At 52.7% G+C, this 26,180-nt stretch carries 2 protein-coding genes; both read right to left on the bottom strand.

The annotated features are described in order from the left end of the window. Positions 1–9,246, bottom strand: a complete 9,246-nt coding sequence (locus M3650_RS05425; RefSeq protein WP_251573041.1) for a non-ribosomal peptide synthetase — start codon at positions 9,244–9,246, stop codon at positions 1–3. Continuing rightward, the gene (locus tag M3650_RS05430; protein ID WP_251573043.1) at positions 9,218–26,140 is read right to left on the bottom strand and encodes a non-ribosomal peptide synthase/polyketide synthase; all 16,923 of its coding nucleotides are present in this window, start codon (positions 26,138–26,140) and stop codon (positions 9,218–9,220) included. Before M3650_RS05430 ends, M3650_RS05425 begins: the two co-directional genes overlap by 29 nt. Between the last annotated feature and the right edge of the window lie 40 nt (positions 26,141–26,180).

A 26,180-nucleotide genomic window follows, 5' to 3' on the forward strand; every position in this document is an offset into this window, starting at 1 on the left:
TTAGCTGTTCCTCCCGCCATGCATTTTTTTCATGATCAAGTCCAACTCTTTCTGGCTCAGTCCCGCTTCAGGGAAATCAGAAGGCGTGAACGTATCCGCTGCGGAATGATTGCAATTCGCGATGATGGCGTGCAGCGTCTCGGCAAAGTCGTCCGCTACCTGCTCAATCGTGCTCTTATGATGCAAATTAGTGCTATACGTAATCATCATTTGCAGTTGGTTGTTGACTACCATTCCAGCCACATCAATGAGATGCTGGCGCGAGTTGGACGGTTCCTGCGTCATGCCGCCCGACTCCGGAGCCGGCTGGAATAAGCCGTCCTGCTGATACATAGATGACATCTGACCCAAGTAGTTGTAGCTCACCTCTACCGCCGGGAACTGCGCTAGCGAATTTCCTAAATCCCCTTGATCCATATATCGTAAAATTCCGTAACTGACTCCCCGATCCGGTATTGCCCGCAATTGCTCTTTGACGGTAAGCAGCCGGGACACAGGCTCCGTATCAAAACCGCCGTCAAGCAATACCGGATAAATGGAGGTAAACCAGCCTACCGTACGAGACAGATCCGCCCCCTGCACGATATCTTCACGCCCATGCCCTTCTAGGTGAATGAGCAAGGTGCTGCTGCCTGTCCAACGTTCCATAGAAGCAAGAAGTGCGGTCAGCAATACTTCATCAATGCGGGTCCGGTAGACAGCCGGGACATCCTGCAACAATCTGAGCGTGCTCTCCGTATCAAGCTGAATGCTGATGACTTCGGATGACTCAAGCGTATTCAGCGCCGGAATCTCGTCATCGCTGGCTGGATAATCAAGCGGAAGCCGCGGCACCCAAGCCATCGCCATGTTCTCCCAATACTCGAGCTGCTGTCTGCAAGCTCCCTTGGCCGCTTCTTCATCAAGCAAATGTGCCCATTGCCGGAATGAAGTAGTTTTGGCTGGAAGCTCCACCGGATGTCCTTCGGCTAGCTGGTTGTATATCCGCTCGGCGTCTTCCAGCAGGATACGCCAAGATACACCGTCTACGACCAGATGATGAATAACAAGGAATAGACGTGCTGGCCGATCTCCACCCAACTCGAACAAGGCAGCGCGTATCATAATACCGTCGGACAAGCTCAAGCTGGCTTGGAGGCTGGAGGCAATCTCTTCAATTTTGACAGACTGTTCGTTCTCCTCAACTTGGGAGAGATCGAAATGTGCAAACGGCACTTCGGTCAGATCTCCATGGAATTGTGTCCAGTCTTGTTCGCTCCCATTGAATCGCATGCGCAGCGCATCATGATGATTGATAAGATGTTCGATCATTTGCTTCACGATATGTGGTCTTACCGATTGCGAATGCAGCTGCAGCATAAACGATTGATTCCAATGATCACGGTTCACGAGCGGCAATTCAAAAAACCAGCGCTGCACGGGAGTGAGCGGCAGTGCCCCTTGTACCAATCCCTGCTCCGCTTGAACCGTTGTCGTTGATTCCACGATGGTCACAAGTTCCGTAATCGTCTGATACTGGAACAGTTGCTTCGGTGTCAACTTCAAGCCTGCTTGCGAAGCCCTTGCGACAATCTGAATGCTTAGGATGGAATCCCCACCCAGTTCAAAAAAGTTATCATGAATGCCAACTTGCTCTACACCGAGCACGTTCGACCATATTTCCGCCAAAATTCGTTCCGCTTCCTCTGTAGGTGCTACATAACCTTGAGATGAGATAAATTCAGGTGCAGGCAATGCGTTGCGGTTCACCTTCCCGCTCGGAAGCAGAGGCAGTTCATCCAACACTATAATGATAGATGGAACCATGTAGTCCGGCACCCGCTCCTTGAGGTAAGCGCGCAATATGTCTCCAATCAATTGGCCGCCTGCATGAGCTTGCACCGCATACGCCACCAGTCGCTTCTCTTTGAAACCATTCGCTTGGGCGATGACGACGGATTGGCTTACATCCGGATGGGAACTGATTTCGTTCTCGATCTCCCCTGGCTCAATTCGGAAGCCCCGTATTTTGACTTGATGATCGAAACGTCCGAGAAACTCGATATTTCCATCCGGCATATACCGAACTAGGTCTCCTGTCCGATACAAACGTTCCCCAGGCACAAAAGGATTGTCTACGAATTTCTCCGCCGTTAACTCAGGCTGTTGCAAGTAACCGTGCGCAAGTCCATCCCCCCCGACGTAAAGTTCGCCAGGCATCCCTATCGGAACCATATTTTTGTTTTCATCCAAAATGTAGCATGTCGTGCCTGTGATTGGTCTGCCGATCGGAATGATAGAGTCTATTTCCTGCGGGAACCTGTAACAGCATGTAAACGTCGTATTTTCCGTAGGACCATATCCGTTAATTAACTCCAATCCGTCCAATGCCAACGCCTTCTGCACATGCACCATGCTTAATGCATCCCCGCCTGCCCATAGCTGTTTCAATTGCCGCAGTCCGTCCAAGTTCTCTTCCACCATCGTGTGAAAGAGCGGTGCTGTCAGCCAAGCGACGGTCACCTTGCATGTCTGCATATAATCGCCAAGCTCTTGCACGGACGGCAGCCCTGGCGGCATAATCGCCAATGTACCGCCATTCAACAAGCTTCCCCACACTTCGAACGTAGAGGCGTCGAAGGAGATAGGGGCAAATTGCAGCATCACCTCGCCATGACCGAACCGGGCAAAGTCAAGCCCTTTCACAAGCCGAACGATTCCGCGATGCGGTATGGATACCCCTTTTGGACGTCCGGTTGAGCCGGAAGTATAGATGACATAAGCTAAATGTTCCGCGCTGCTTGACGACTCAGGCGCCTCCGTCGATAGCTCGGCAATCTCCCATTGCTGATCGAGCAAAATAACCTTAGCCGCTGTCACGGGCAGCTTATTCTGCAATCGCTCCTGTGTGAGCAACAGCGATACGTTCGTCTCCTCCATCATGAACGTAAGCCGTTCTGTCGGGTAATCCGGGTCAAGAGGAACGTATGCCCCCCCAGCCTTCAAAATTCCGAGCAAGCCGGCAATCGCATCGAATGAGCGTTCCATCGCGATCCCGACAGGGACGTCAGGTCCGACCCCGAGCTTGTGCAAATACCGGGCAATTTGATTCGCTCTCGCTTGCAGCTCTCGATAAGTGAGCTGCTCTGACCCGAAGATAAGCGCGATAGCATCAGGGGTGCGTGCCGCTTGCTGGTCGAAAAGCTCATGCACCGTCTTATCGCGCGGGTAACTGCCAGCCGTATTGTTCCAGTCTTGAAGCAGAAGTCGCTCCTCGTCTTTGATCAGCATCGGAACTTGACGAATGCTGCCCTGAGATTGCTGCATTATTCCTGCCAAGATTCGCTCCAAGTGCACCGTTATCTGCCTCATCGTTGCTTCGCTATAACGATGAGCATCATAACCGACGCGCAGCTCCAGCTCATGACCGGGGATGACCGTTACCGTAATCGGATAGTTCGTCCGTTCATACGCCCGAATTTCGAGCAGTTCCAACTTCTCGGCTGACTCCGTCTCCAGTTCGGCTGTCGTTGCTGCTGCTTCCGACGAGGCCTTCAGCACCGGATAGTTCTCATAGACAACGAGACTTTCGAACAGCGGCGTACCGCGCGGCACCTCACTCCAGCTATGGACTTGGGCTAGCGAAGCATATTCGTACTGCCTCATGTCAGTCTGCACTTCTTGCAATTCATGCAACCATTGCAATACTTGCTTGTGCGGCTCTATGTGTACGCGAACAGGGAGCGTATTAATGAACAAGCCGACCATCGTCTCAACCGCATCCAGACTTGCCGGTCTGCCAGCAACTGTCGTTCCGAACATGACGTCTGATTCTCCGCTGTAACGGCTGAGCAAAAGTGACCACGCACCTTGAATTAACGTACTTAGCGTAAGCTGCTGACTGCGCGCAAAAGAATCCAGTTCACTCGTCAATGCGGTGCCAAGCCCGACCATAATTTCGTCATACTGTGCTTCTTCGCGGTCCGCAGCCGTAGCCCCCATAATGGAAGTAGGGCTCTCCATTCCTAGCAAATAGCTCTTCCAAAATCCTTCTGCCGCCTGCTGGTCTTGCTTGTCCAGCCATGCAATATAGTCGCGATACGAAGGTACCTGATGGAGACTCACTGTTGTCCCTTCCGCATGCGCCTCATACAAGAGGAAAAATTCGCGAATGACGAGCGGCACACTCCACCCGTCCAACAATAAATGATGGAATGTCCATATAAACTGATTCACATTGTCCTCAAGTCGCACAATGGTGAAGCGCATAAGCGGCGGCTTTGTGAAATCAAAGCCTCGGCGGCGATCCTCCACGAGCAAGCTCTGAAGCATCTCCATGCGCTCCTTCGCCGGAAGCAAGCGATAATCCAAAATTTCCACGTTCACAGGTACCTCGTCATACAGTACGAGATGCGGACGTTCCAAGCCTTCCCACACCACAGAGGTACGCAATATCGCATGCCGAGCCATCACTTGCTGCCAAGCCTGAGTGAATGGTTGTACTTCAAATGAGCCTTGAAGGGTGAACACGCTCTGCTCGCAATACATACTCGCTTCCGGTGCCTCCAACGAATGGAACAACATTCCTTCCTGCATAGGCGTGAGCGGGAATATATCTTGCATCGTCTGGTTATGGGCATAGACTTGATCCAGTTGCTGCTGCGTCACCTTGGCGAGCGGGAAGTCTGACGGTGTCACGCCTACAGCATCAGGCTTCTGACAATGGGCCATTATTACGGACAGTTCTTCCATATAACGATCCGCAAGCTGCTCAATAGTAATCGAATTATAGTTATTTCTGCTGTACGTCCATGCCAAATGGAGCGAGCCACCCACGATCATCCCGGATAGATCAAGCAGATGCTGACGGACGGACGACGGATCAACCTCGGCGCCCATAGATTCCACAGCACCACTGAACAGAGAATCTCCGCTCGTTCCCAACGTCTGATCGAATTGGCCCAAATAATTGAAACTGAGTTTAGGCGACGGGAACTGCCCGCTCATCGGGAGTTGAGCCACATAGCGCAGCAGCCCATAGGTCAAGCCGCGGCTTGGTACAGCGCGAAGCTGTTCTTTCATAGATTTAAGCTGCTCACTGACTTCATCTTGATCCGAAAGCTCAAGCAGCAAAGGATACATTGAGGTGAACCAACCTACTGTTCTCGATAAGTCGACACCTTCCATCACCTCTTCCCTTCCATGCCCTTCCAAATGGAGCAGAAGCTTGCGCTCCCCTGACCACCATGCCATCGTACGCGCCAATGCTGTCAACAGCACATCGTTAATTTGCGTCCGGTAGGCTGCAGGCACATCTTGCAGCAATTGCCGCGTCTCTTCTGCAGACAGCATACGAATCGTCTGTTCGGCAGCGGCTACCGTACTTGGTCCTTCCACTCGATCTACCGGGAACGATGGTTCATACTTGTTGCGTTCCCCGAACCAGTAGGCCGCATCCGCTCGCACTTCTTCAGAGTGCGCGTAATGGGTTAACTTCTCGGCCCATTCCTGGAAGGAAGTTGTTTTGTCTGGAAGTTCTACCGATTCATTGCTGAGCAGTTGCTCGCACACGGTATGCAAATCTTCCAGCAGAATGCGCCAGGATACGCCATCTACCCCTAAATGATGAATAATAAGCAGCAGTCGACCTGGAATGCCTTCACCAAGCTGGAAATAAATAGACTTGAGCAGATTACCTTCGTCCAGTTGAATGCTGCGCTGCGCGACATTCGCTGCCCGTTCAAGCGCTGCCGCCTGCTGGCCTTGCGCCACATGGGACAGATCTATAATGGAGAACGGGATCTGACCCGAGATTCCCGCATTATGCTGCACCCATCCGTCTTCGTTCTTCGTAAATTGCAGACGCAGCGCGTCATGATGTGCAACCAGATGACCGATTGCTTCCCGCAGCGCGTCTGGACTTACCTTCGGATTGACGGTCAGCACCATGCCTTGATTGAAGTGCAGCGGAGCCATAAGCTCTTGCTCGAAGAACCAGCGCTGAATCGGTGTAAGGGTTACTGCCCCCTCTACGATTCCTTGAGCGGCTGCCGCTGTCGGAGCTTTAACTGCTGCTTGTGCCAGCTCCGCGATCGTTGGATGTGCGAAGAGCTGCTTCGGCGTAATGTGAAGACCTTGTTTTTTGGCACGGCTCACAATTTGTATGCTAAGAATCGAATCGCCGCCCAAGCTAAAATAATTATCATGAATGCCTATTGGCTCGATTCCGAGCACATCCGACCAGATCTGAGCGAATTGTTGTTCCGTTTCGGAACGCGGAGCCACATAGATCTCGGATTCCAGCGTCAGATCCGGTTCCGGCAGCGCCTTGCGATCGACCTTGCCGTTCGGAGTGAGCGGGAACGCATCGAGAATCATGAACGAGGCCGGTACCATGTAATCCGGCAACCGTTCCTTCACATATTGCCGCAATTCGGACGCCAGCACCGCCATCGTATTCGAAGCTGCCAGTGTAACATAGACAACTAATCGCGGATCACCGGCAGAGGTGTGACGCACAATGGCCAATGCTTCGCTAACAGCAGGGTGCAAGGCAAGAACGGTCTCCACCTCGCCCAGTTCAATGCGGAAGCCGCGTATTTTCACTTGATCGTCCTTGCGGCCGATATATTCAATTTCACCGTCTGCCCGGTAGCGGCATAAATCTCCCGTTGCGTACATCCGATCATCGGGCGATGTCTCGAACGGATTGCGAATGAACCGCTCGGCAGTCAATTCAGGCTGCCTCCAATAACCTCGGGCTAGACTTTTTCCAGCCACATACAACTCCCCGACAGCGCCCACAGGGACAACTTGCAGATGCCGATCCAATATAAACGCTTGCGTATTGGCAATCGGCCGCCCGATCGTTGGCGCTTCTTCGCTGTCTGTGCGGACAGGTACGAAGCCGCTTGTCGACACAACCGTATTCTCCGTGGGTCCGTAGTTATTGAATAATTGGAACGGCAGCTGCTGCACCGGATAGCGGTGAAGCTTATCGCCGCCGACCAGCATCACGCGCAACGATATATGCTGCGGCCACTCCAAGCCAAGCATCCGTTCACCGATCGGTGTAGGCATAAAGCTTATTGTGATTCGATGCTCGGCAATCCAGTCTCGCAATTGTTCAGGTATGAGCCTCGTGTCTTCGTCCGGAATGAAGAGGCTTGCACCTGCCGTTACATACGGCCAGATTTCCCACACCGAAGCGTCGAAGGCGGTACCAGCAAGCAAAGTGGCGCGATCGGCGTCCGTTACTTCATACGCTTGTTGATGCCAATTCACTAAATTGAGCAAGGCGTTATGTGTAATCTCTACACCCTTCGGTCTTCCTGTTGAGCCCGACGTGTAGATGACATATGCCACGTCGTCGAGATCTGCTTCACAAATGAAGGCTTGTGAAGCATACTGTTCGAGCTGTTCCCATTCTGCATCAAGAAGAATCGTTCGGGCACGGTGGTGAGGCAGTCGATCTTGAAGCCGCTGCTGAGTAATTAATACCTGCACTTCTGTATCTTCCAGAATGAATTGTAGCCGCTCTTTCGGATATTCAGGATCAAGTGGAACGTAAGCTCCGCCCGCCTTCAGAATGCCAAGCAGCCCGATAATCAGTTCAATCGAACGCTCGACACAAATGCCAACAAGCGATCCTTTTCCTATCCCGACTTGTTGCAGGAAGCGCGCCAACTGATTGGAACGTTCATCCAACTCCCGGTAGGTGATAGATGCGTCCGCACACGATACGGCAATCTGGTCGGGCTTTTCTTGCGCTTTCCGTGCCATTCCTTGATGAACGGGAATCGTGAGAGCCAGCGAAAGGGCGGTATCATTCCATTCATGAAGCAGCTTTTGGCACTCCGCCTCAGGCAATGACGGCAGATCAGCAAGTGTGCGCTCTGAATAGTGGACGATACTAGTTAGCACCGTCTTCAACTGCTCCAGCAATCGCTCTATAGCATCTCCCGTGAATCGATCGCATGCATACAACATCTGAATTTCAAAAGTAGGTCCCGGCAAAGCGACAATGGTCAATGGATAGCCGGTCTGCTCAAAGCTCTGCACCGCTTCCAGTTTCAATTTCCCGTACTGTTCAATAACGGTGCCGTCGATCGGGTAATTCTCGAATACGACGATACTGTCGAATAAGCGCTGACCCTTTGGCAGTTCGCTCCAATTCTGCACCTGCAATAGCGGACTATGCTCGTACTGCCGCAATTGCGTCTGATAAGCCTGAAATTCGCGGAACCAGTCAACAACGGAAGCAGGACCTGGCACCTGGACACGAACAGGCAGCGTATTGATGAACAAGCCGACAATGGATTCTGCCCTCGGCAAGTCGTGAGGACGTCCAGAGACGACAGAACCGAAGACGACATCCTCTTCACCACTGTTCCGGCTCAGCACAATCGCCCATGCACCTTGCAAGAGCGTATTAAGCGTCATTCGATTACGCCGAGAAAATGCTTGCAGTTCCGCAGTAATATTCGCTGGCAGTGTAATCGACCGCTCGTCGCTCTGCTGCTCTGCTGCTGCCGGAGTGCGGCCAATCGCAATCGGCGTCGGGCTTGCGTACCCTCGCAGATTATCGCGCCAGAATGCTTCTACCTTCGACATATCCTGCTTCTTCAACCAAGCGATATGATCCCGATACGGCCGCGAAGCATCGAACATAGCTTCTGTTCCAGCGCGGAAGCATTCATACTGGGTAAATACTTCGCGGAACAGAATTCCGAGGCTCCATCCGTCTACGAGCAGATGATGAATCGTAATAACGAACGTGTAGCGCTGTTCCGCCATCTGAATTAATGCGAGCCGCAGAAGCGGAGGTTCGCTTAACACGAATCCTCTGCTTCTGTCTGCTTGCAAATACGCTTCGAGACGGAGCGGCTGCTCCTGCTCCGGAACAGACCGCCAATCGAGAAGTTCCTGCGACAGCGTAACGTCACGGTTCACGACCTGAATCGGCTCTTTCACATCATCACTAATGAACGAAGCACGCAAAATGGCATGTCGCTGTACAATGTGTACCCATGCCTGGTTCCAAGCGGACGGGTCCAGTTCCCCCTTGAAATTCAAGGAGGACTGGATGACGCACACGCCAGATTCGGGCGCATACAAACTATGGAATAACATCCCTTGCTGCATAGGGGAAAGCGGAAAAAAATCTTCAATGTGATTAAGGCTCATTGTATATGCACAATCCTTCCGAATCAGAATGCCTGGTGAATGTCTTGTGCTGTCAGGAGCCGGAATGCTTCTTGATCGCATCAAGGAAGCCGTCCAGTTCGGATTGATCCCAACCAAATTCGGCAAAATCAACGGCCGAGTATGCTTCTACAGAAGCTTCTTGGCTCTGTAAAATAATCGTGCGAAGTGCATCTGTAAACCCGGCAATCAGCCGTTCAATCGTTGCTCTCTCGTACAGATGCGTGTTATAGCGCCATTCCACGTGAAGCCGCTCATTCTCAACATAGCAGGTCGCATGGAGAACAACATCGAGCTGCGTATGCTCTGACCAATCGGCACCGACGCGGTCCTGTGCAAGTCCGAAATATTCGGAGCGCCCTGTCTGATCTGCCGGATTGACATAAGTGAAGCGAATTGACGGTCTCGCTTTCTCACTCAGCTGCCTTACAATCTCCCGATCCGGACTTACATATCTTAGCAGTCCGTAACCGATTCCATGGTCGGGAACTCGCCGCAGCTGTTCTTTGACGGCGGTCATGACCTCCTGTACAGCTTGGCTTTCTCCTAACTCCAGACGCAATGGGAATTGCGAACTGAAGCAGCCCACGGTTCGCGACAAGTCCAGTTGTACGTTGTCTTGGATGCGCTGTTCTTGCACATCAACGAACAACGAACGTTGTGCCGTCCATGATGAGACAGTTGCGGCAAAAGAAGCGAGCAGCATTTCCCGTGCTTCGATGCGGAACGTCGCAGTTGCTTGCTGCAATAGATCTGCCGTCTCCTGCTCGGTAAGGGAAAGGGTCAGTACGCTGCTCATTCCCATCGTGGCCACATCGGCCATCACGTCTTTATCAACGTGCCGATCAACCGGAAGCTCCGGAACCTCTCCCTCAACCATGTTCATCCAGAAAGCCAGCTCGGATGTCGCGTTATCCGAATGAGCTTGCGCTTGCAACTGCTCAGACCATGATTTGAACGAAGCTGTCTTCAACGGCAGTATTACAGGTTCTCCCTTGCACAATTGTTCATAAGCCGTCTGCAAATCTTGCAACAGAATGTTCCACGAGCTATGGTCCACTGCCAATTGATGAATGGCAATGAACAGTCTGGCAGGAATGCCCGGCCCTAGGTCGAACAGCGCTGCGCGAACTATCGGCCCTTCGGTTACATTCATACTGCGCTGCAGCCGTTCTGTCTCCCGCTTGATGGCATCCTTCTGTGCAGCCACAGGCAGATCGAACAGATCAATGAACTCCAAAGTATGCTCATCCGGCTCTGCTTCGCTTCTTTGCTCCACAATGCCATTCGTTATCGTAAATCGAAGTCGCAATGCATCGTGATGAACAATGATGCTTCGGATTGCTTGTGTCAGCGCCGATACATCAACCGACTCGGGCAATGTCAGCAGTCTGGACTGGTTCGCGTGATGCGGATTCGTCATCGGCAGCTCGAAGAACCAATGCTGCATCGGCGTCAACGGAATGTCGCCAACGACTGGGCCTTGTTCGCTGCCCGTCCGAACCGCTTCTGCCAGCAGAGCGATCGTCTGATGATCGAATAAATCCTTCGGCGTCAGCTTCAGCCCGGCTTGGGCGCAGCGGAAAATAATTTGAATGCTGACAATCGAGTCTCCGCCCAGTTCGAAGAAGTTGTCATGAATGCCCACTCGCTCTACACCAAGCATTTCTGCCCATATGTTGCACAGCGTCTCTTCTACCGGGTTGCGCGGATCGACATATCCTTCCCCGCTCTGTCCGTTCCACTCCGGCGCTGGCAGCGCTTTGCGATCTACTTTGCCATTCGGCGTCAGCGGCAATGCTTCCAACACGACAAATGCCGCAGGAACCATGTAATCCGGCAATCGTTCCTTCAATTGCCCCCGCAGTTCCTCCGCTGACGGTGCGCTTCCTTCCGCCTTCGGCACCATGTAAGCGACGAGCCGCTTCTGCCCTCGCACATCCTCCCGTACCATAACGGCCGCTTCCCGCACCTCTGGATGCAAGCTGACGGCTGTCTGCACTTCGCCAAGCTCGATGCGGAACCCGCGCAGCTTCACTTGATCGTCAATTCGGCCCAAATATTCAATGATGCCATCTTCGCGGTATCGGCATAAATCGCCAGTCCGGTACATCCGCGCCGCCCCGTCTTCCGCGAACGGATTCGGGACGAATCGCTCCTTCGTCAGCTCCTCCTGCTGCAAATATCCGCGTGCTAATCCCGCGCCTGCAATGTACAGCTCGCCTGTCACTCCGATTGGAACAGGCTGTAAATAACGGTCCAATATATAGCAGGCGCTGCCGGCAATCGGCCGTCCTATCGGCGGTGCTTCCTCCGCCTCCTTCTCCACGAGCCACCATGTTGAATACGTCGTATCTTCGGATGGCCCGTATAAGTTATACAGCTTCTGCACCGTTCCAAGGCCATACACTTGCTGGGCCAGCGTGAACGGCAGCGGCTCCCCTGCCAAGTTGACCGTCCGCACCGAAGCCGAAACGGCTTGCATGCGAATCAACTCCGCCATCGCCGACGGCACCGAATTAATAAGCGTTACTTCCTCCCTGGCCGGCAACTCCGCCAAATAGAGCGCGTTCTCTGCCAGAATAACTTTGCCTCCGCATGTAAGCGGCAGGAACAGCTCGAAGATCGACAAGTCGAAATTAATAGACGTAGACGCAAGTACACCCGCCAACTCTTCGGCAGTGAACTGCTCGCGACACCATGCCAGGAAAGCCGAGGTGTTGCGGTGTTCAATCATAACGCCTTTCGGCCGTCCAGTAGAACCGGATGTATAGATGACATAGGCCAGATTGTCCGGCGCAACGCCGCTCTCTACAGGCTGATCGCTCTCCTCGGCAATGGATGCCCACTCGCGATCGCAGAAGACGACACGTGTCTCATAATCTGGAAGTCGGTCGCGCAAGCTCTCCTCAGAGATCAGTACCGGAACTTGTGCTTCCTCCATAATGTAGCGCAGACGTTCCTTCGGATAGGCCGGATCAAGCGGGACATACGCTCCGCCCGCCTTCAGAATACCGAGCAGCGCTATCAACAGCGTGGAGCTTCGCTCCATGCACACGCCGACCAGCACCTCCGGTCCGACTCCCAGCTTGCGCAAATAGTGAGCCATCTGGTTGGACTTGTGATCGACTTCTTCGTACGTAAGCCGTTTCTTACCGACGATCAAGGCATCCCGATTTGGCGTCTGCGCCGCTTGGGCGCTGATCTGCTCATGAATGCAAACAGATTCCATCTCGTGCAAGGCTGTAGCATTCCACGCTCCAAGCATGACATCCCGCTCGCCTTGCGTCAGAAGCTGAATCGAATCGACCGTCTGCACACGATCTTCCGCTATCGCCTCTAACACGCTGCTCATATGTGACAGAAGTCGCTCAATCGACTCCATGTCGAATCGCTTCGCATCATACGAGCATGAAATCGGAATTTCACGCCCTGGACCGGTAATGAACGTAAGGGCGAAGTTCGTTTCTTGATAAGAACTTATAATATCTATGTCCAGTTGCCCTTCCGTCTCATTGGCAAGCCGCTCGTCGATCGGGTAATTCTCAAATACGATAATGGAATCGAACAGCGGAACGCCTCGCGGCATATCGCTCCATGCTTGAATATCCCAGAGCGGAGTGTACTCATACGGATTCAATTCCGCCAATCGCACCTGCAATTGCTGGAGCAGTTCGCCAATGGACACGGTCGTGTCTATAGCCAGGCGAACTGGCAGTGTATTAATGAATAGCCCGACCATAGATTCGACTCCTGCAAAATGAGCAGGTCGGCCGGAAACCGTTGTGCCGTAAATGACCTCTTCCGTTCCGCTATATCGGCTTAATAAGATAGCCCATGCTGCCTGTACGACCGTATTGAGCGTCACCTTATGAGTGCGCGCAACTTGATTCAGACGCGCCGACAGCGTACTGGACAAGCGAATAGTCTTCCATCCTGGCGCTGCCGAAGAACTTGGCGACGGGCGCTTCATCGGAAGCGGCGTAGGTTCACTTATCCCTCGAAGCATCTCCTGCCAAAAAGCTTGGGCTTGACCCGCATCCTGTTCGTGCAGCCAGGCAATATAATCCCGGTACGGGCGAACGTCACTCAGTTCCACGACAGCATGCTTCACATACGATTCGTACATGTGCACGACTTCGGACAGAATGATCGGAACGCTCCAGCCATCAATCAATAGATGGTGATGACTCCATACGAGCGAATATCGATCCGCTGCTTCCTTGAACAAAGCTACACGCATAAGCGGCGCTTGCGACAAGTCGAACCCGCGGTTAATGTCTTCCTGGAGGAACTGCGACAAGCGCACCGCTTGCTCCTCTGCCGTAAGATGCTGCCAATCCAATTCCTCGAACGGCAATTCTACCTCCGCAAGTACTGCTTGATGCGGTTCTGATACACCTTTCACAACCAGTTGAGTTCGTAAGATGGAATGCCGGTTGATCACTTCCTGCCATGTGCGGCGGAACAGCGGCACATCAAGATTTCCTTTGAGCGAGAACGCCGTTTGTTCAAAATAAGTTGTAGATTCTGCTGTGTACAACGTATGGAACAACATCCCTTTTTGCATCGGAGACAGTACATATAAATCTTCCAGTCGACCGATTCCGGCGATTACTGTATCCAATTGCTGTTGGTCGACCACAGCCTGCGGAAAGTCGGACGGCGTATATACGGAAAGCTCCGCAGTACGAGGAATACGCAACATATCCCGTACAGCCTGCACATAGCCAGCAGCCAACCGTTCCAACGTATCCTTCTTATGCAAGTTCTCACTGTACATGAAGGTAAGATGTAGCTTGCCTCCCGATACCGCCGCATTAATCTCAATCGGATTCGATCTAGGGGCCAGCGGGCTTTGCATCGTTCCTGTCGATTCATAAGCAAGAGATAACGGTCCATCCTGCATGACTTGGTCGAATTGTCCCAAATAGTTAAAGATGATTTGCGGCTCCACCATTGCCGCTAGCTGTTCTCGCACGTCAGCCTCTTGACTCAGATAGCGAAGCAGACCGTATCCGATACCATGCTGCGGAACGCGGCGAAGTTGTTCCTTCACTTTTTTGAGCGCGTCCAAATGGGAAATCGTATGTTCGACATCGAGCTTGATCGGGTATACGGCTGTGAACCAGCCAACCGTTCGTGACAGGTCGATGTCTCTCGCCATTTCCTCGCGTCCATGTCCTTCGAGATGAATGAGCACAGATTCTTGACCCGTCCACCCTTTGACAGCAAGCACCAATGCCGTCAACAATACATCATTCACCTGCGTCTTGAACACCGTCGGCATATCCTGCAGCAGCATTCTCGTCTCTTCCGCAGCGAGTGACACCTCCACCGATTGAACGGATACGAACGTGTTCGCCTCTACAGCACACTGCCCGTCCATAGCGTAGTCCAGTGGCAACTTAGCCGAACCTGACTGCGCGAGCCAGTATGATAATTCTTGTAACACCCCCGGCTGCTGTGCATACGACTGAAGCTGTGTAGACCATGCGGAATACGATGTCGTCTTGAGCGGCAGCGCCACAGGTTGATGCTGAAGAAGCTGCGTGTAAGCCGTCAGCACATCCTCGAGTATAATTCGCCAGGACACGCCGTCCACGACCAGATGATGTGCAATCAAGAGCAATCTTGCTGGTTGCGTCGCCCCTATGTCGAACAGTGCTGCCTTGAAGAGCGGGCCTTCGGCCAAATTCAAGCTCGCTTGCAGCTTGTCCGCATGCGATTCCACCGCAGAACGCTGCTTATCTTCCGACAATGCAGACAGATCGAACCTGTCAATCATATATTCGGAACTCGCGGGCGCAATCTTCTGTACCCAACCCGTCTCTGCCCACGAATACTGTGCTCGCAGTGCATCGTGATGATGTAACAGATGAACGATTGCCTGCTCTATAGCACTAACGTTCACAGGTTGCGCTACGGTCAATATGACGGCCTGATTCCAATGGTGACGTTCCACCATCGGCTGCTCGAAGAACCATTGCTGTATAGGGGTAAGTGGAACTTCGCCCGTAACGATGCCTTGCTCAGCTGGTACGAGTGCAGTAACCTCGACGACCGTCGCCAATTCTGCAACCGTCTGATACTGGAACATCTGCCGCGGTGTCAGCTTCAAGCCTGCCTGATTGCTGCGAGCCACAATCTGGATGCTGAGAATGGAATCACCGCCAAGCTCGAAGAAGTTATCATAAATGCCGACCCGGGCAATTCCGAGCACCTTCTCCCATATGCGACAGAGCTGTAATTCCGTTTTATTGCGCGGTTCCGCATAATCAGCAGTTGCTTCCATGGACGACCAATCCGGTGCCGGGAGCGCTCTGCGATCCACTTTTCCGGCAGGTGTCATCGGCAGCTCGGACAGTGGCACAATGATGGCCGGAACCATATAGGTCGGCAACTGCTCTTTCAACGTATTTCGCAGTTCGTAAAGATCAAGCTCGATTCCGGCTTGTGGAACCGTATAAGCAACTAGACGTTTCTCACCTGGCCGATCTTCACGGGCCATGACAATAGCATCCTGCACATGCGGCTGACGCCCCAGAGCGGTTTCTACTTCCCCAAGCTCGATGCGGAACCCGCGAATCTTCACTTGATAATCAGTACGACCTAAATACTCGATGTTGCCATCCGGCGTATATCTAGCCAAATCTCCCGTGCGATACAGAATACCGTCCAAGCCAAGCGGATGCTGCACGAAGCGTTCTGCTGTAAGATCTGGCTGGTTCAAATATCCACGTGCCAAGCCTTTACCGCCAATGTAGAGCTCACCGGGAACCCCAACCGGAACAGGCTGCATGTATGCATCCAACAGATAGATTTGTGTATTGGCAATCGGTCGACCGATCGGTATCTCGTCGTAATGCGGTCCGCCGTCGGCATCCACTGCAGGAGCGCTGAATACGGTTGAGGTAATCGTCGCCTCACTTGGACCGTATGCGTTGAACCAAGCGATGCGATCACCGACCATTCGTCTCCAGTCTGCCAGATGCTCTGGTGACGGGCGCTCACTGCCGACAATGACGGCTCGCACACAAGCAGGTGGGCTGCTCTCAGTCTGAGCCAGATCACGTACCCATTCATGCCAATACGCGGATGGCAGATTCAGCACTGTCAGTTGATGATCTTCTACAAACTTACTGAATGCAGCCGGTGTCATCAGCCGATCCACGGCCATGACAACAGTAGCCCCACTGGTCCACGCAGAGAAGAACTCCTCCAGCGCCACATCAAAGCTGATCGTAGCGAACTGTAGCACGCGATCCTCGGCACGAATGCCGAACAGCTTGCTCACGCTTAGGTTATGGTTAAGCAAGGAGCCGTGCGTAACGATGACACCCTTTGGCTTGCCCGTCGACCCAGACGTATAGATAACATAAGCCGCATTCTCCTGCGTCACACCGCCATCGCCGCCTTTTATCGCAGTAACAGGTTCTTGCTCAATCAAGCTCCAATCGGAATCCAAGCAGACCGTTCTCGCTTCATGCGACGGCAATCGTTCCAGAATATGTTCTTGCGTCAGCAAGAACGCAAGCTTGGAATGGTCCATCATATAGGCGATCCGCTCTTGTGGGTATTCTGGATCAATTGGGACATACACCCCGCCTGCCTTGAATACCGCAAGCAGAGCAACAGCGAATTCCACTGATCGTTCGGCGCAAATGCCTACCAACACTTCAGGAGCAACGCCTAGCTTGCGCAAATGATGCGCCAGTTGATTAGACCGCTCATTCAGCTCCCTATAGGTCATGCTCTTGCTTCCAACAACGAGTGAGACTGCATCCGGCCTGAGCACAGCTTGCTGCTCGAACCGTTCATGAGTGCACATATCGGGCAGTTCGGCAGTCGTTGCGTTCCACTGTAAGAGAACTTGCCCGATTTCCGCATCCGTCAGTATCCCGATCTCGGCCAATGGTCGATCAGGGTACTCTGCCATCTGCTCTAACAAGGTGCAGAAATGTTCCATCATTCGTTCCATTCGCTCTGCTTGGAACAAATCGGTATTATAATTGAACGACGCAAGCATGCCTTCAGGTATTTCTGCCATTGTCAGTCCCAGATCGAACTTGGATTCGCCCAGTTCAATTTTCATAGGAGTCGTAGACAGTCCTGGCAGTTCAATCGTGCTCATCTGCTTCGTCTGCAGATCAAAGATAACTTGGAACAAAGGACTATGCGTCAAGCTACGTTCGGGCTGAATGACTTCTACCAATTGCTCGAACGGCAAATCTTGGTGATCGAAGGCATCCAAAGTCGTCTCTCTTACTTGCTGCAGCATGTCGCGAACCGTAGCACTTGCCGTGAAATCCGCACGAATCGGCAGCATATTTACGAAGAAACCGATCAAGCCCTCAATCTCCGGACGGTTCCGGTTCGCAACAGGAATTCCGACACATAAGCTGTCCTGCCCAGAATAACGATGAAGCAGAATGTGGAATGCGGTCAGCAAGGTCATGTACAGTGTCGCACCCTCTTCACGGCTCAATTTTGCGAGCTTCAGCACCACTTCATTCGGCAGAATGCTATTGACGAGCGCGCCCGAAAACGTCTGAACCGGAGGTCTTGGATAATCGGCAGGCAGTTCCAGAACAGCCGGAATTCCTGCCAGCTTCTGCTTCCAATAGGACAATTGTGCATCTCGATTATTGCCTTGCAGCCATTCACGCTGCCATATAGCGTAGTCCGCATATTGGATTGACAGCTCCGGCAGACTGACCGATTCCCCATTGCAAAAGCCTTCATAGTACGTCCCAAGTTCTCTCACGAACACACTCATCGACCAACCGTCAGAGATAATATGATGCATCGCGAGCACAACGACATGTTCTTCATCGGATAACTTCAACACGGTAACTCTTATCAAGCGGTCTGTCGCCAAGTTAAACGGCCGCTGCACCTCTTCCGCAGCCAAGCGAATTGCAGCTTCCTCGCGCTTCTCCTCCGCCAGCTCGGTCAAATCAACTACCGGCAAGCTCACTTGCACCTTAGATAAAATGACTTGCCGCGGACTTCCGTCCACCGTTACGAACGTTGTACGGAACGTTTCATGACGCTTCACAATCTCATTCAAGCTGCGCTCGAATGCTTCAATCTGCAAATAACCGTTAAAGCGCAGCGCTGTATAAATGTTATAAAAGCGATTATCCGGCTCTAGCTGATCCAGGAACCACAGTCTCTGCTGCGCATAGGACAGCGGCAAAGTCTCTGGTCGTACAACGGGAACCATCGGTTCTGCAGATGCAACTCCTTGCTTGCGAGCTGCTTCCACTTGTACGGAAAATTGCTCAATCGTCGGATAATCGAAAATGGCCCGCAGCGGCAAATCGACCTTGAACACTTCCCGAATACGCGAAATAAGCTGTGTCGCCATCAACGAATGCCCGCCGAGCAAGAAGAAATCATCTGTAATCCGCACATGGCTTACACCAAGCACTTGCGACCAGAGCGACACAAGCAGCTCCTGAATCGGAGTTAGCAGCTCGTGCTCAGCTTGGTCGGACGAATAGTCCGGTGCTGGCAGCGCCTTGCGATCAACCTTGCCATTGATCGTCAGTGGCAATGCATCCAGTATGACGAATGCGGACGGGATCATAGGCTCTGGCAGTTGCCCCTTGACAAATTGACGCAGCATTTCAGCCGTGACATGATCCCCTGCCTGTTCTACAACCAGATAGGCAACCAACCGCTTATCTCCTGGTTGATCTTCCCGTACAGTCACAACAACTTCATGGACATCCGGATGTGTCAGTATAACCGATTCGATCTCACTTGGTTCAATACGGAAGCCGCGTATTTTTACCTGATCGTCAATACGTCCGATGAATTCGATCTGACCGTCCTCGTTCATTCGGACCAAGTCGCCCGTATGATAACAGCGTTCTCCGGCACGGAATGGACTTGCGATGAAGCTCTTCTCCGTCAGATCGGGACGCTTCCAGTATCCTCTGGCAACCCCGTCACCGCCGACAAGCAGCTCGCCCGCTACGCCAACCGGCAGCAGATTCATATGCTTATCCACGACATAAGCGGTCGAGTTCGAAATAGGACGTCCAATCGGAACGACATCGGTATGTTCGCGGGTAACCCGGTAAATCGTCGAATAGGTCGTATTCTCTGTTGGACCGTAAGCATGGAAGAACGTCAGCCTCGGATTGTCTCTGATCAGTCGATTCACATGCTGAGGAGCCATTGATTCCCCGCCCGATATTAAGGTGTCGAGTCCTTGGAAAATACTGCTGTCCTGCGTAGCATACTGGTGCAGAAGCGCAGTCGTTAAAAACATCGTATTTATGCCGTTGCTCTCAATTTCCTGCTTCAGCCGCTGACCGTCCAATATCACTTCGTTCTCTGTCAAATAGAGCCGACCGCCATTGAGCAGCGCACCCCATATATCAAATGTAGTAGCATCGAATACTATCGCTCCCGACTGCAGAATGCGCGTATGTTCATCGAGCCGCATATAGTTTACATTTTTGACGAGCCGGATGATATTGCGATGCTCTACCATTACGCCCTTAGGCCTTCCGGTTGAGCCGGATGTGTACATCATATACGCTAGGTCGGCAGCATCGCCTCGATAGACCAAGTTCCCGGCCTCTTCTTGCTCTGCGGTCAACGACAGCTCCTCCAGCGACAACACCTCTCCAGCGAAGGAGAATGTTAGCAACGCTTCCCGAGTGGGCACAAGAAGCAAGCGTGCTTCACTGTCTTCCAACATAAGCTCGATCCGCTCGCGCGGATAAGTCGGATCTATTGGCACGTAAGCTCCGCCCGCCTTAAGTACTGCTAACATGGCAATAATCATCTGCGGCGAACGCTCTGCCATAATCGGAACAAGCTCTTCTCGCTGAATCCTCCGTTCGCATAGCACATAGGACAGCGAATTCGAGAGAGCATCCAATTCACGGTACGTGATGGCCCCAGATTTCGAAATGACCGCGATATCATCTGGACGCTTCGCTGCCTGCTCTATGAACAGCTCGTGCAGCGGTTGCTCAGGAACCTCAGCAGCAGTATCGTTCCATTCCACGATCAATTGCTCCCGTTCCCGTTCTGTCAGAATCTCCAATGAACTTAGCGGCTGCATCGGATTAGAGGTCATGCCTTCCAATACCATTTGCAGATGTCCGAGCATCCGCTCCATTGCTTCTGGAGAGAAGCGGTTTCGTTCGAATAAGACCGACAGCGTCATTTCTTCACCAGGTACAGCAACAACAGTTAACGGCAAATCCGGACGCTCGACTGACCGCACATCTTCAATCCATAAACCGCTGCTGCCATCTGTCGCTTTACTGTCTACCGGATAATTTTCGAGCACGACGAGGCTTTCGAACAATGGAAGTCCGCGCTCAACCTCGCTCCAGCCCTGCACACGCACAAGAGGGGAATACTCGTATTGGCGCATATCGGTAAGCTGCTGCTGAATTCCTTCCAACCAGACAGCGATACTGTCCTCTGGTGACAGCTTCACTCGAAGCGGCAGCGTATTAATGAATAAGCCGACCATCGACTCTACGCCTACCAGATTGGCAGGCCGTCCGGCAAGCGTAACACCGAACACGACATCTGACTCGCCGCTGTAACGGCTTAATAAGTACGCCCACGCTCCTTGAATAATTGTTCCAAGTGTAAGTTGAGATGAGCGAGCCATACTCTGAATGGAGGCTGTCGCTGCTTGGGATAGCTTAGTCTTCTTCGTATCCATTCCTGTCGGATCATCCATATAGGCAGGCTCTGGTAAGCCAAGCGGCGTCGGCGTCTCGAACCCGGCCATAACACTGCGCCAGTAAGACTCAGCCTGCTCATCGGATTGCTGCTTGAGCCATCCGATATATTCGTGATAAGGACGAACCGGTGCTGGTTGAAGTGCACGATTCGTTGCAAGCGCCTCATAATGTGCGAACACTTCCCCTAATACCAATTGCGCGCTCCACCCATCGAGAAGGAGATGATGGAACGTCCATACAATAAGGTGAGCTTCTTCTTCAATCCGAAATACGGATATCCGCATCAGAGGGGACTCGTTCAAGTTGAAGCCTTCATTCCGATCCTGTTCCAAGAACGTTGTCGTGTTGCGGACACACTCTTCAAGCGGATGCTCTCTCCAATCCTCCCACCTGAACGGCAGGTGTATGGTACGGTGTACGACTTGATGAGCCCGCTCCATTCCTTCCCAGACAAATGAAGTGCGAAGAATAGCATGCCGTTGCGCAACCCGCTGCCACGCCTGTTCAAATGCCGGAACATTCAGCTTGCCACGCAGTGTAAATGAAGATTGCTGAAGATACACATGCGATTTGGTATCCAGTAATGATTGGAACAACATGCCTTCTTGCAGCGGAGCAAGTGTATACAGATCATCCAGCTCTCGATTAGCAAGTTCGCCGCCTGAACGTATAAGTCGATCTAACTGCACCTGTGACAGTTCCGACAGCGGAAAGTCTGACGGTGTCAGGCATTTGCTGCCTGTAGTTCCGGCATATGCGATTAGGTCACACAGTTCTTCTTGGAACGCCCGCGCCAAAGTTGCGATCGTATCCTCCTGATGCAGCTTACGGCAATATGTAATGAAAACTTGCAGCTTCTCGTCTTGAACAAACACATTGATATTGAGCAGATGAATCCGGTGACTTCGCTTACTGACGACAGAACCGACCGCTTCATTCCCGGTCTCAAACATGTTGGAATCAGATACGGCTTTGAAAAATTGGCCTAAATAGTTAAAGGAAATAGGCGGCTGCGGAAGTGCACGCAAGCGGATTGCAGTCCCATCCTGCTTGCCGGCATGTTTGAGTAATCCATATCCAAGCCCTCGATTCGGAATACGGCGCAGCTTCTCTTTCACCTGCTTGATCGACGAGTCCAGGGAAGCGCGAGAATCCAGACGAAGTGAGACTGGATACATCGAAGTGAACCAGCCTACTGTACGAGAAATGTCAACATCCTCGAAAATCTCCTCCCGGCCGTGTCCTTCCAGCTCAATCGATGCATGCCGCTGCCCCGTCCATTTGCCCATCGCCCGCACAAGCGCAGTCAACAACACCTCTTGCACTTGTGCACGGGAATTGGCAGGTACATCTCGCAGCAGTGACTCGGTTTCCGCCTCATCCAGAGTTGCCTGGAACACGTCCGCATTCGCTACAGTATTCAACGATCGGACATCTACATGCCCTTGTACATCAAGGGGAAGCTCACATACAGGATGCTCTCCCTCTTCGTGCAGCCAATCTGACCACTCGGATTCCAAGGCTCCTGATTGCGCGTATTGCGTAATCGCTTCTGCCCATTTTTTGTACGAAGTCGTCTTCAGTTGCAGCTCTGCAAGCTCACCGCGACTCACACATTCACATACACTCTGCAAGTCTTCCAACAAAATACGCCAAGACACCCCGTCCGCGATAAGATGATGCAAAATGATTAGGACACGGGCCTTGCTCGTTTTCCCCATATCAAAATACGCTACGCGAAGCAGAGGCCCTTGAACCAGATCAAGACTGGACTGCAATTCATCTGCTTTCTGTTCCAGTGCTGCAGCCTGCTCCGCTGCCGGAAGCTGCGATAGATCTATATGTTCAAATGGGATCTCGTTATCGTTCGCATAGATTGCCTGCCAACCTGTTGATGACCTCCTAAATCGCAATCGCAGCGCATCATGATGATGAAGCAGATGGGCTACCGCTTTTTTCATGACCGAAGCCTGAACGGGTCTTCTCAGCACGAGCAGCATCGCTTGATTCCAATGGTGTTCATCGGTGAACTGTTGTTCAAAAAACCACTGTTGAACGGGCAGCAGCGGAGCTTCGCCCGTTACCTTGTCTTGCTCCGCCTCGACTGCGCGAGTCGCTCCGACTGCTTCCGCCAGACTGGCCACCGTACGATGTTCGAACATTTGACGCGGTGTAATACGCAGCTTCGCCCGATTGGCCTGCGATACGATCTGAATGCTAACAATCGAGTCTCCGCCCAGTTCGAAGAAGTTGTCATGAATGCCCACTCGCTCTACACCGAGCACTTCTGCCCATATGTTGCACAGCGTCTCTTCTACCGGGTTGCGTGGAGCGACATATCCTTCCCCGCTCTGTCCGTTCCACTCCGGCGCTGGCAGCGCTTTGCGATCGACTTTGCCGTTCGGCGTCAGCGGCAATGCTTCCAGCACGACGAATGCCGCAGGAACCATGTAATCCGGCAATCGTTCCTTCAATTGCCCCCGCAGTTCCTCCGCGGACGGCGCGCTGCCTTCCGCCTTCGGCACCATGTAAGCGACGAGCCGCTTCTGCCCTGGCACATCCTCCCGTACCATAACGGCCGCTTCCCGCACCTCTGGATGCAAGCTGACGGCTGTCTGCACTTCGCCAAGCTCGATGCGGAACCCGCGCAGCTTCACTTGATCGTCAATTCGGCCCAAATATTCAATGACGCCATCTTCGCGGTATCGGCATAAATCGCCAGTCCGGTACATCCGCGCCGCCCTGTCTTCCGCGAACGGATTCGGGACGAATCGCTCCTTCGTCAGCTCCTCCTGCTGCAAATATCCGCGTGCTAATCCCGCGCCTGCAATGTACAGCTCGCCTGTCACTCCGATTGGAACAGGCTGTAAATAACGGTCCAATATATAGCAGGCGCTGCCGGCAATCGGCCGTCCTATCGGCGGTGCTTCCTCCGCCTCCTTCTCCACGAGCCACCATGTTGAATACGTCGTATCTTCGGATGGCCCGTATAAGTTATACAGCTTCTGCACCGTTCCAAGGCCATACACTTGCTGGGCCAGCGTGAACGGCAGCGGCTCCCCTGCCAAGTTGACCGTCCGCACCGAAGCCGGAACGGCTTGTATGCGAATCAACTCCGCCATCGCCGACGGCACCGAATTAATAAGCGTTACTTCCTCCCTGGCCGGCAACTCCGCCAAATAGAGCGCGTTCTCTGCCAGAATAACTTTGCCTCCGCATGTAAGCGGCAGGAACAGCTCGAAGATCGACAAGTCGAAATTAATAGACGTAGACGCAAGTACACCCGCCAACTCTTCGGCAGTGAACTGCTCGCGACACCATGCCAGGAAAGCCGAGGTGTTGCGGTGTTCAATCATGACGCCTTTCGGCCGTCCAGTAGAACCGGATGTATAGATGACATAGGCCAGATTGTCCGGCGCAACGCCGCTCTCTACAGGCTGATCGCTCTCCTCGGCAATGGATGCCCACTCGCGATCGCAGAAGACGACACGTGTCTCATAATCTGGAAGTCGGTCGCGCAAGCTCTCCTCAGAGATCAGTACCGGAACTTGTGCTTCCTCCATAATGTAGCGCAGACGTTCCTTCGGATAGGCTGGATCAAGCGGGACATACGCTCCGCCCGCCTTCAGAATACCGAGCAGCGCTATCAACAGCGTGGAGCTTCGCTCCATGCACACGCCGACCAGCACCTCCGGTCCGACTCCCAGCTTACGCAAATAGTGAGCCATCTGGTTAGACTTGCGATCGACTTCTTCGTACGTAAGCCGTTCCTCACCGTCTATAAATGCCTCAGCATGCGGCGTTGAAGCAGCTTGCACTTGTATCAGATGATGGATGCACACAGCGTGCTCCGTCTTGAGTCCGTTCTCATTCCAACTAACCAGCATCTGCTGCGCTTCTTCCGCTGTGAGCATGGACAGTTCCGCGAGAGGTTTCTCCGCATCCCGCACGATGTGCACCAGCATATGATAGAGGTGATCAAGCAGCCGCTTGATTGCATTTCCAGCGTAACGGCTCGCGTCAAAGCTAATCTTAATACCAAGTTCTGCCCCCGGAAGCACGGTAACCGTAAGCGGGAAGCTGGTCTGCTCCACAGCATGTACAGAGTCTACGGTTAATGTGCTAACAGAGCTGGCAAGTGATGGATCAAAAGGATAGCTCTCAAATGCTACGATGCTGTCGAACATGTGACTGCCGCGGGGCAGCTCGCTCCATCCTTGAATGTTCACTAGCGGACTGTATTCATATTGGCGAAGTTCGACCAGTTGTTCCTGCAGAGAGAGAAGCCATTGCAGCACAGGAGTAGTTTCATCAATGCGAACGCGCACCGGCAGCGTATTAATGAACATGCCGACCATCTCTTCAACGCCCGCCAGGTCAGGTGGTCGGCCAGAGACAACCGAGCCGAATACGACGTCATCTTCGCCGCTATAGCGGCGAAGCAGCAGTGCCCATGCCCCCTGCACGATGGTGCTAACGGTTAGACGATGTCGCTTCGCCAGCAGATGCAGCGCAGCTGTCGCCTCAGTTGGTACAGATATAAATTGCTCCTCATATATCCCGTTCTTCTCTGCGAACATCCGATCGATTCCGATTGCGGTGGGCACCGCAAATCCACGCAGCGTCTCCCGCCAAAAGTGCTCTGCTTGCTTCATATCCTGCTTGTTCAACCATGACACGTAATCCCGATATGGTCGGCACGGATCAAGCTGTGCTGTTTTCCCTTGAGAATGTGCTTCGTATAAGGTGAAAAAGTCTCTAAGAACAAGTCCTAAGCTCCAACCGTCCAACAGCAGGTGATGCGCCGTAAATATAAGCTGATGACGAGCACCATCCTGTCGGATTAACGTTGTACGCAGCAGCGGGGCCTTGTACAGCACGAAGCCGCGCTTGCGATCCTCAAGCAAAAATTGCTCCAATCGTTCTGCCTGTTCTTGCGCGGAAAGTCCTTGCAGATCCAAATGCTCAAGTGGAATTTGCACACTGCGGTTTACAACCTGAATCGGCTGCTTGAGCTTGGGTGTAGCGAAGGAGGTACGCAAAGTCGCGTGCCTCTCCACTACTTCCTTCCATGCCGACTCCATGGCGCCCACTTGCAGCAGCCCACTCAATGCGAACGAAATTTGAATGACATACACCCCGGACTCAGGTGCGTATAAACTATGGAACAGCATACCCTGCTGCGCAGGAGATAAGGGATAAAAGTCCTCCACGTTCTTCACGCTCATGTTTCCATTCACCCTTCCACTGTGACACCCTGATTTTTCG

Source organism: Paenibacillus sp. MER TA 81-3, assembly GCF_023713585.1.
Taxonomy (GTDB): domain Bacteria; phylum Bacillota; class Bacilli; order Paenibacillales; family Paenibacillaceae; genus Paenibacillus_B; species Paenibacillus_B profundus.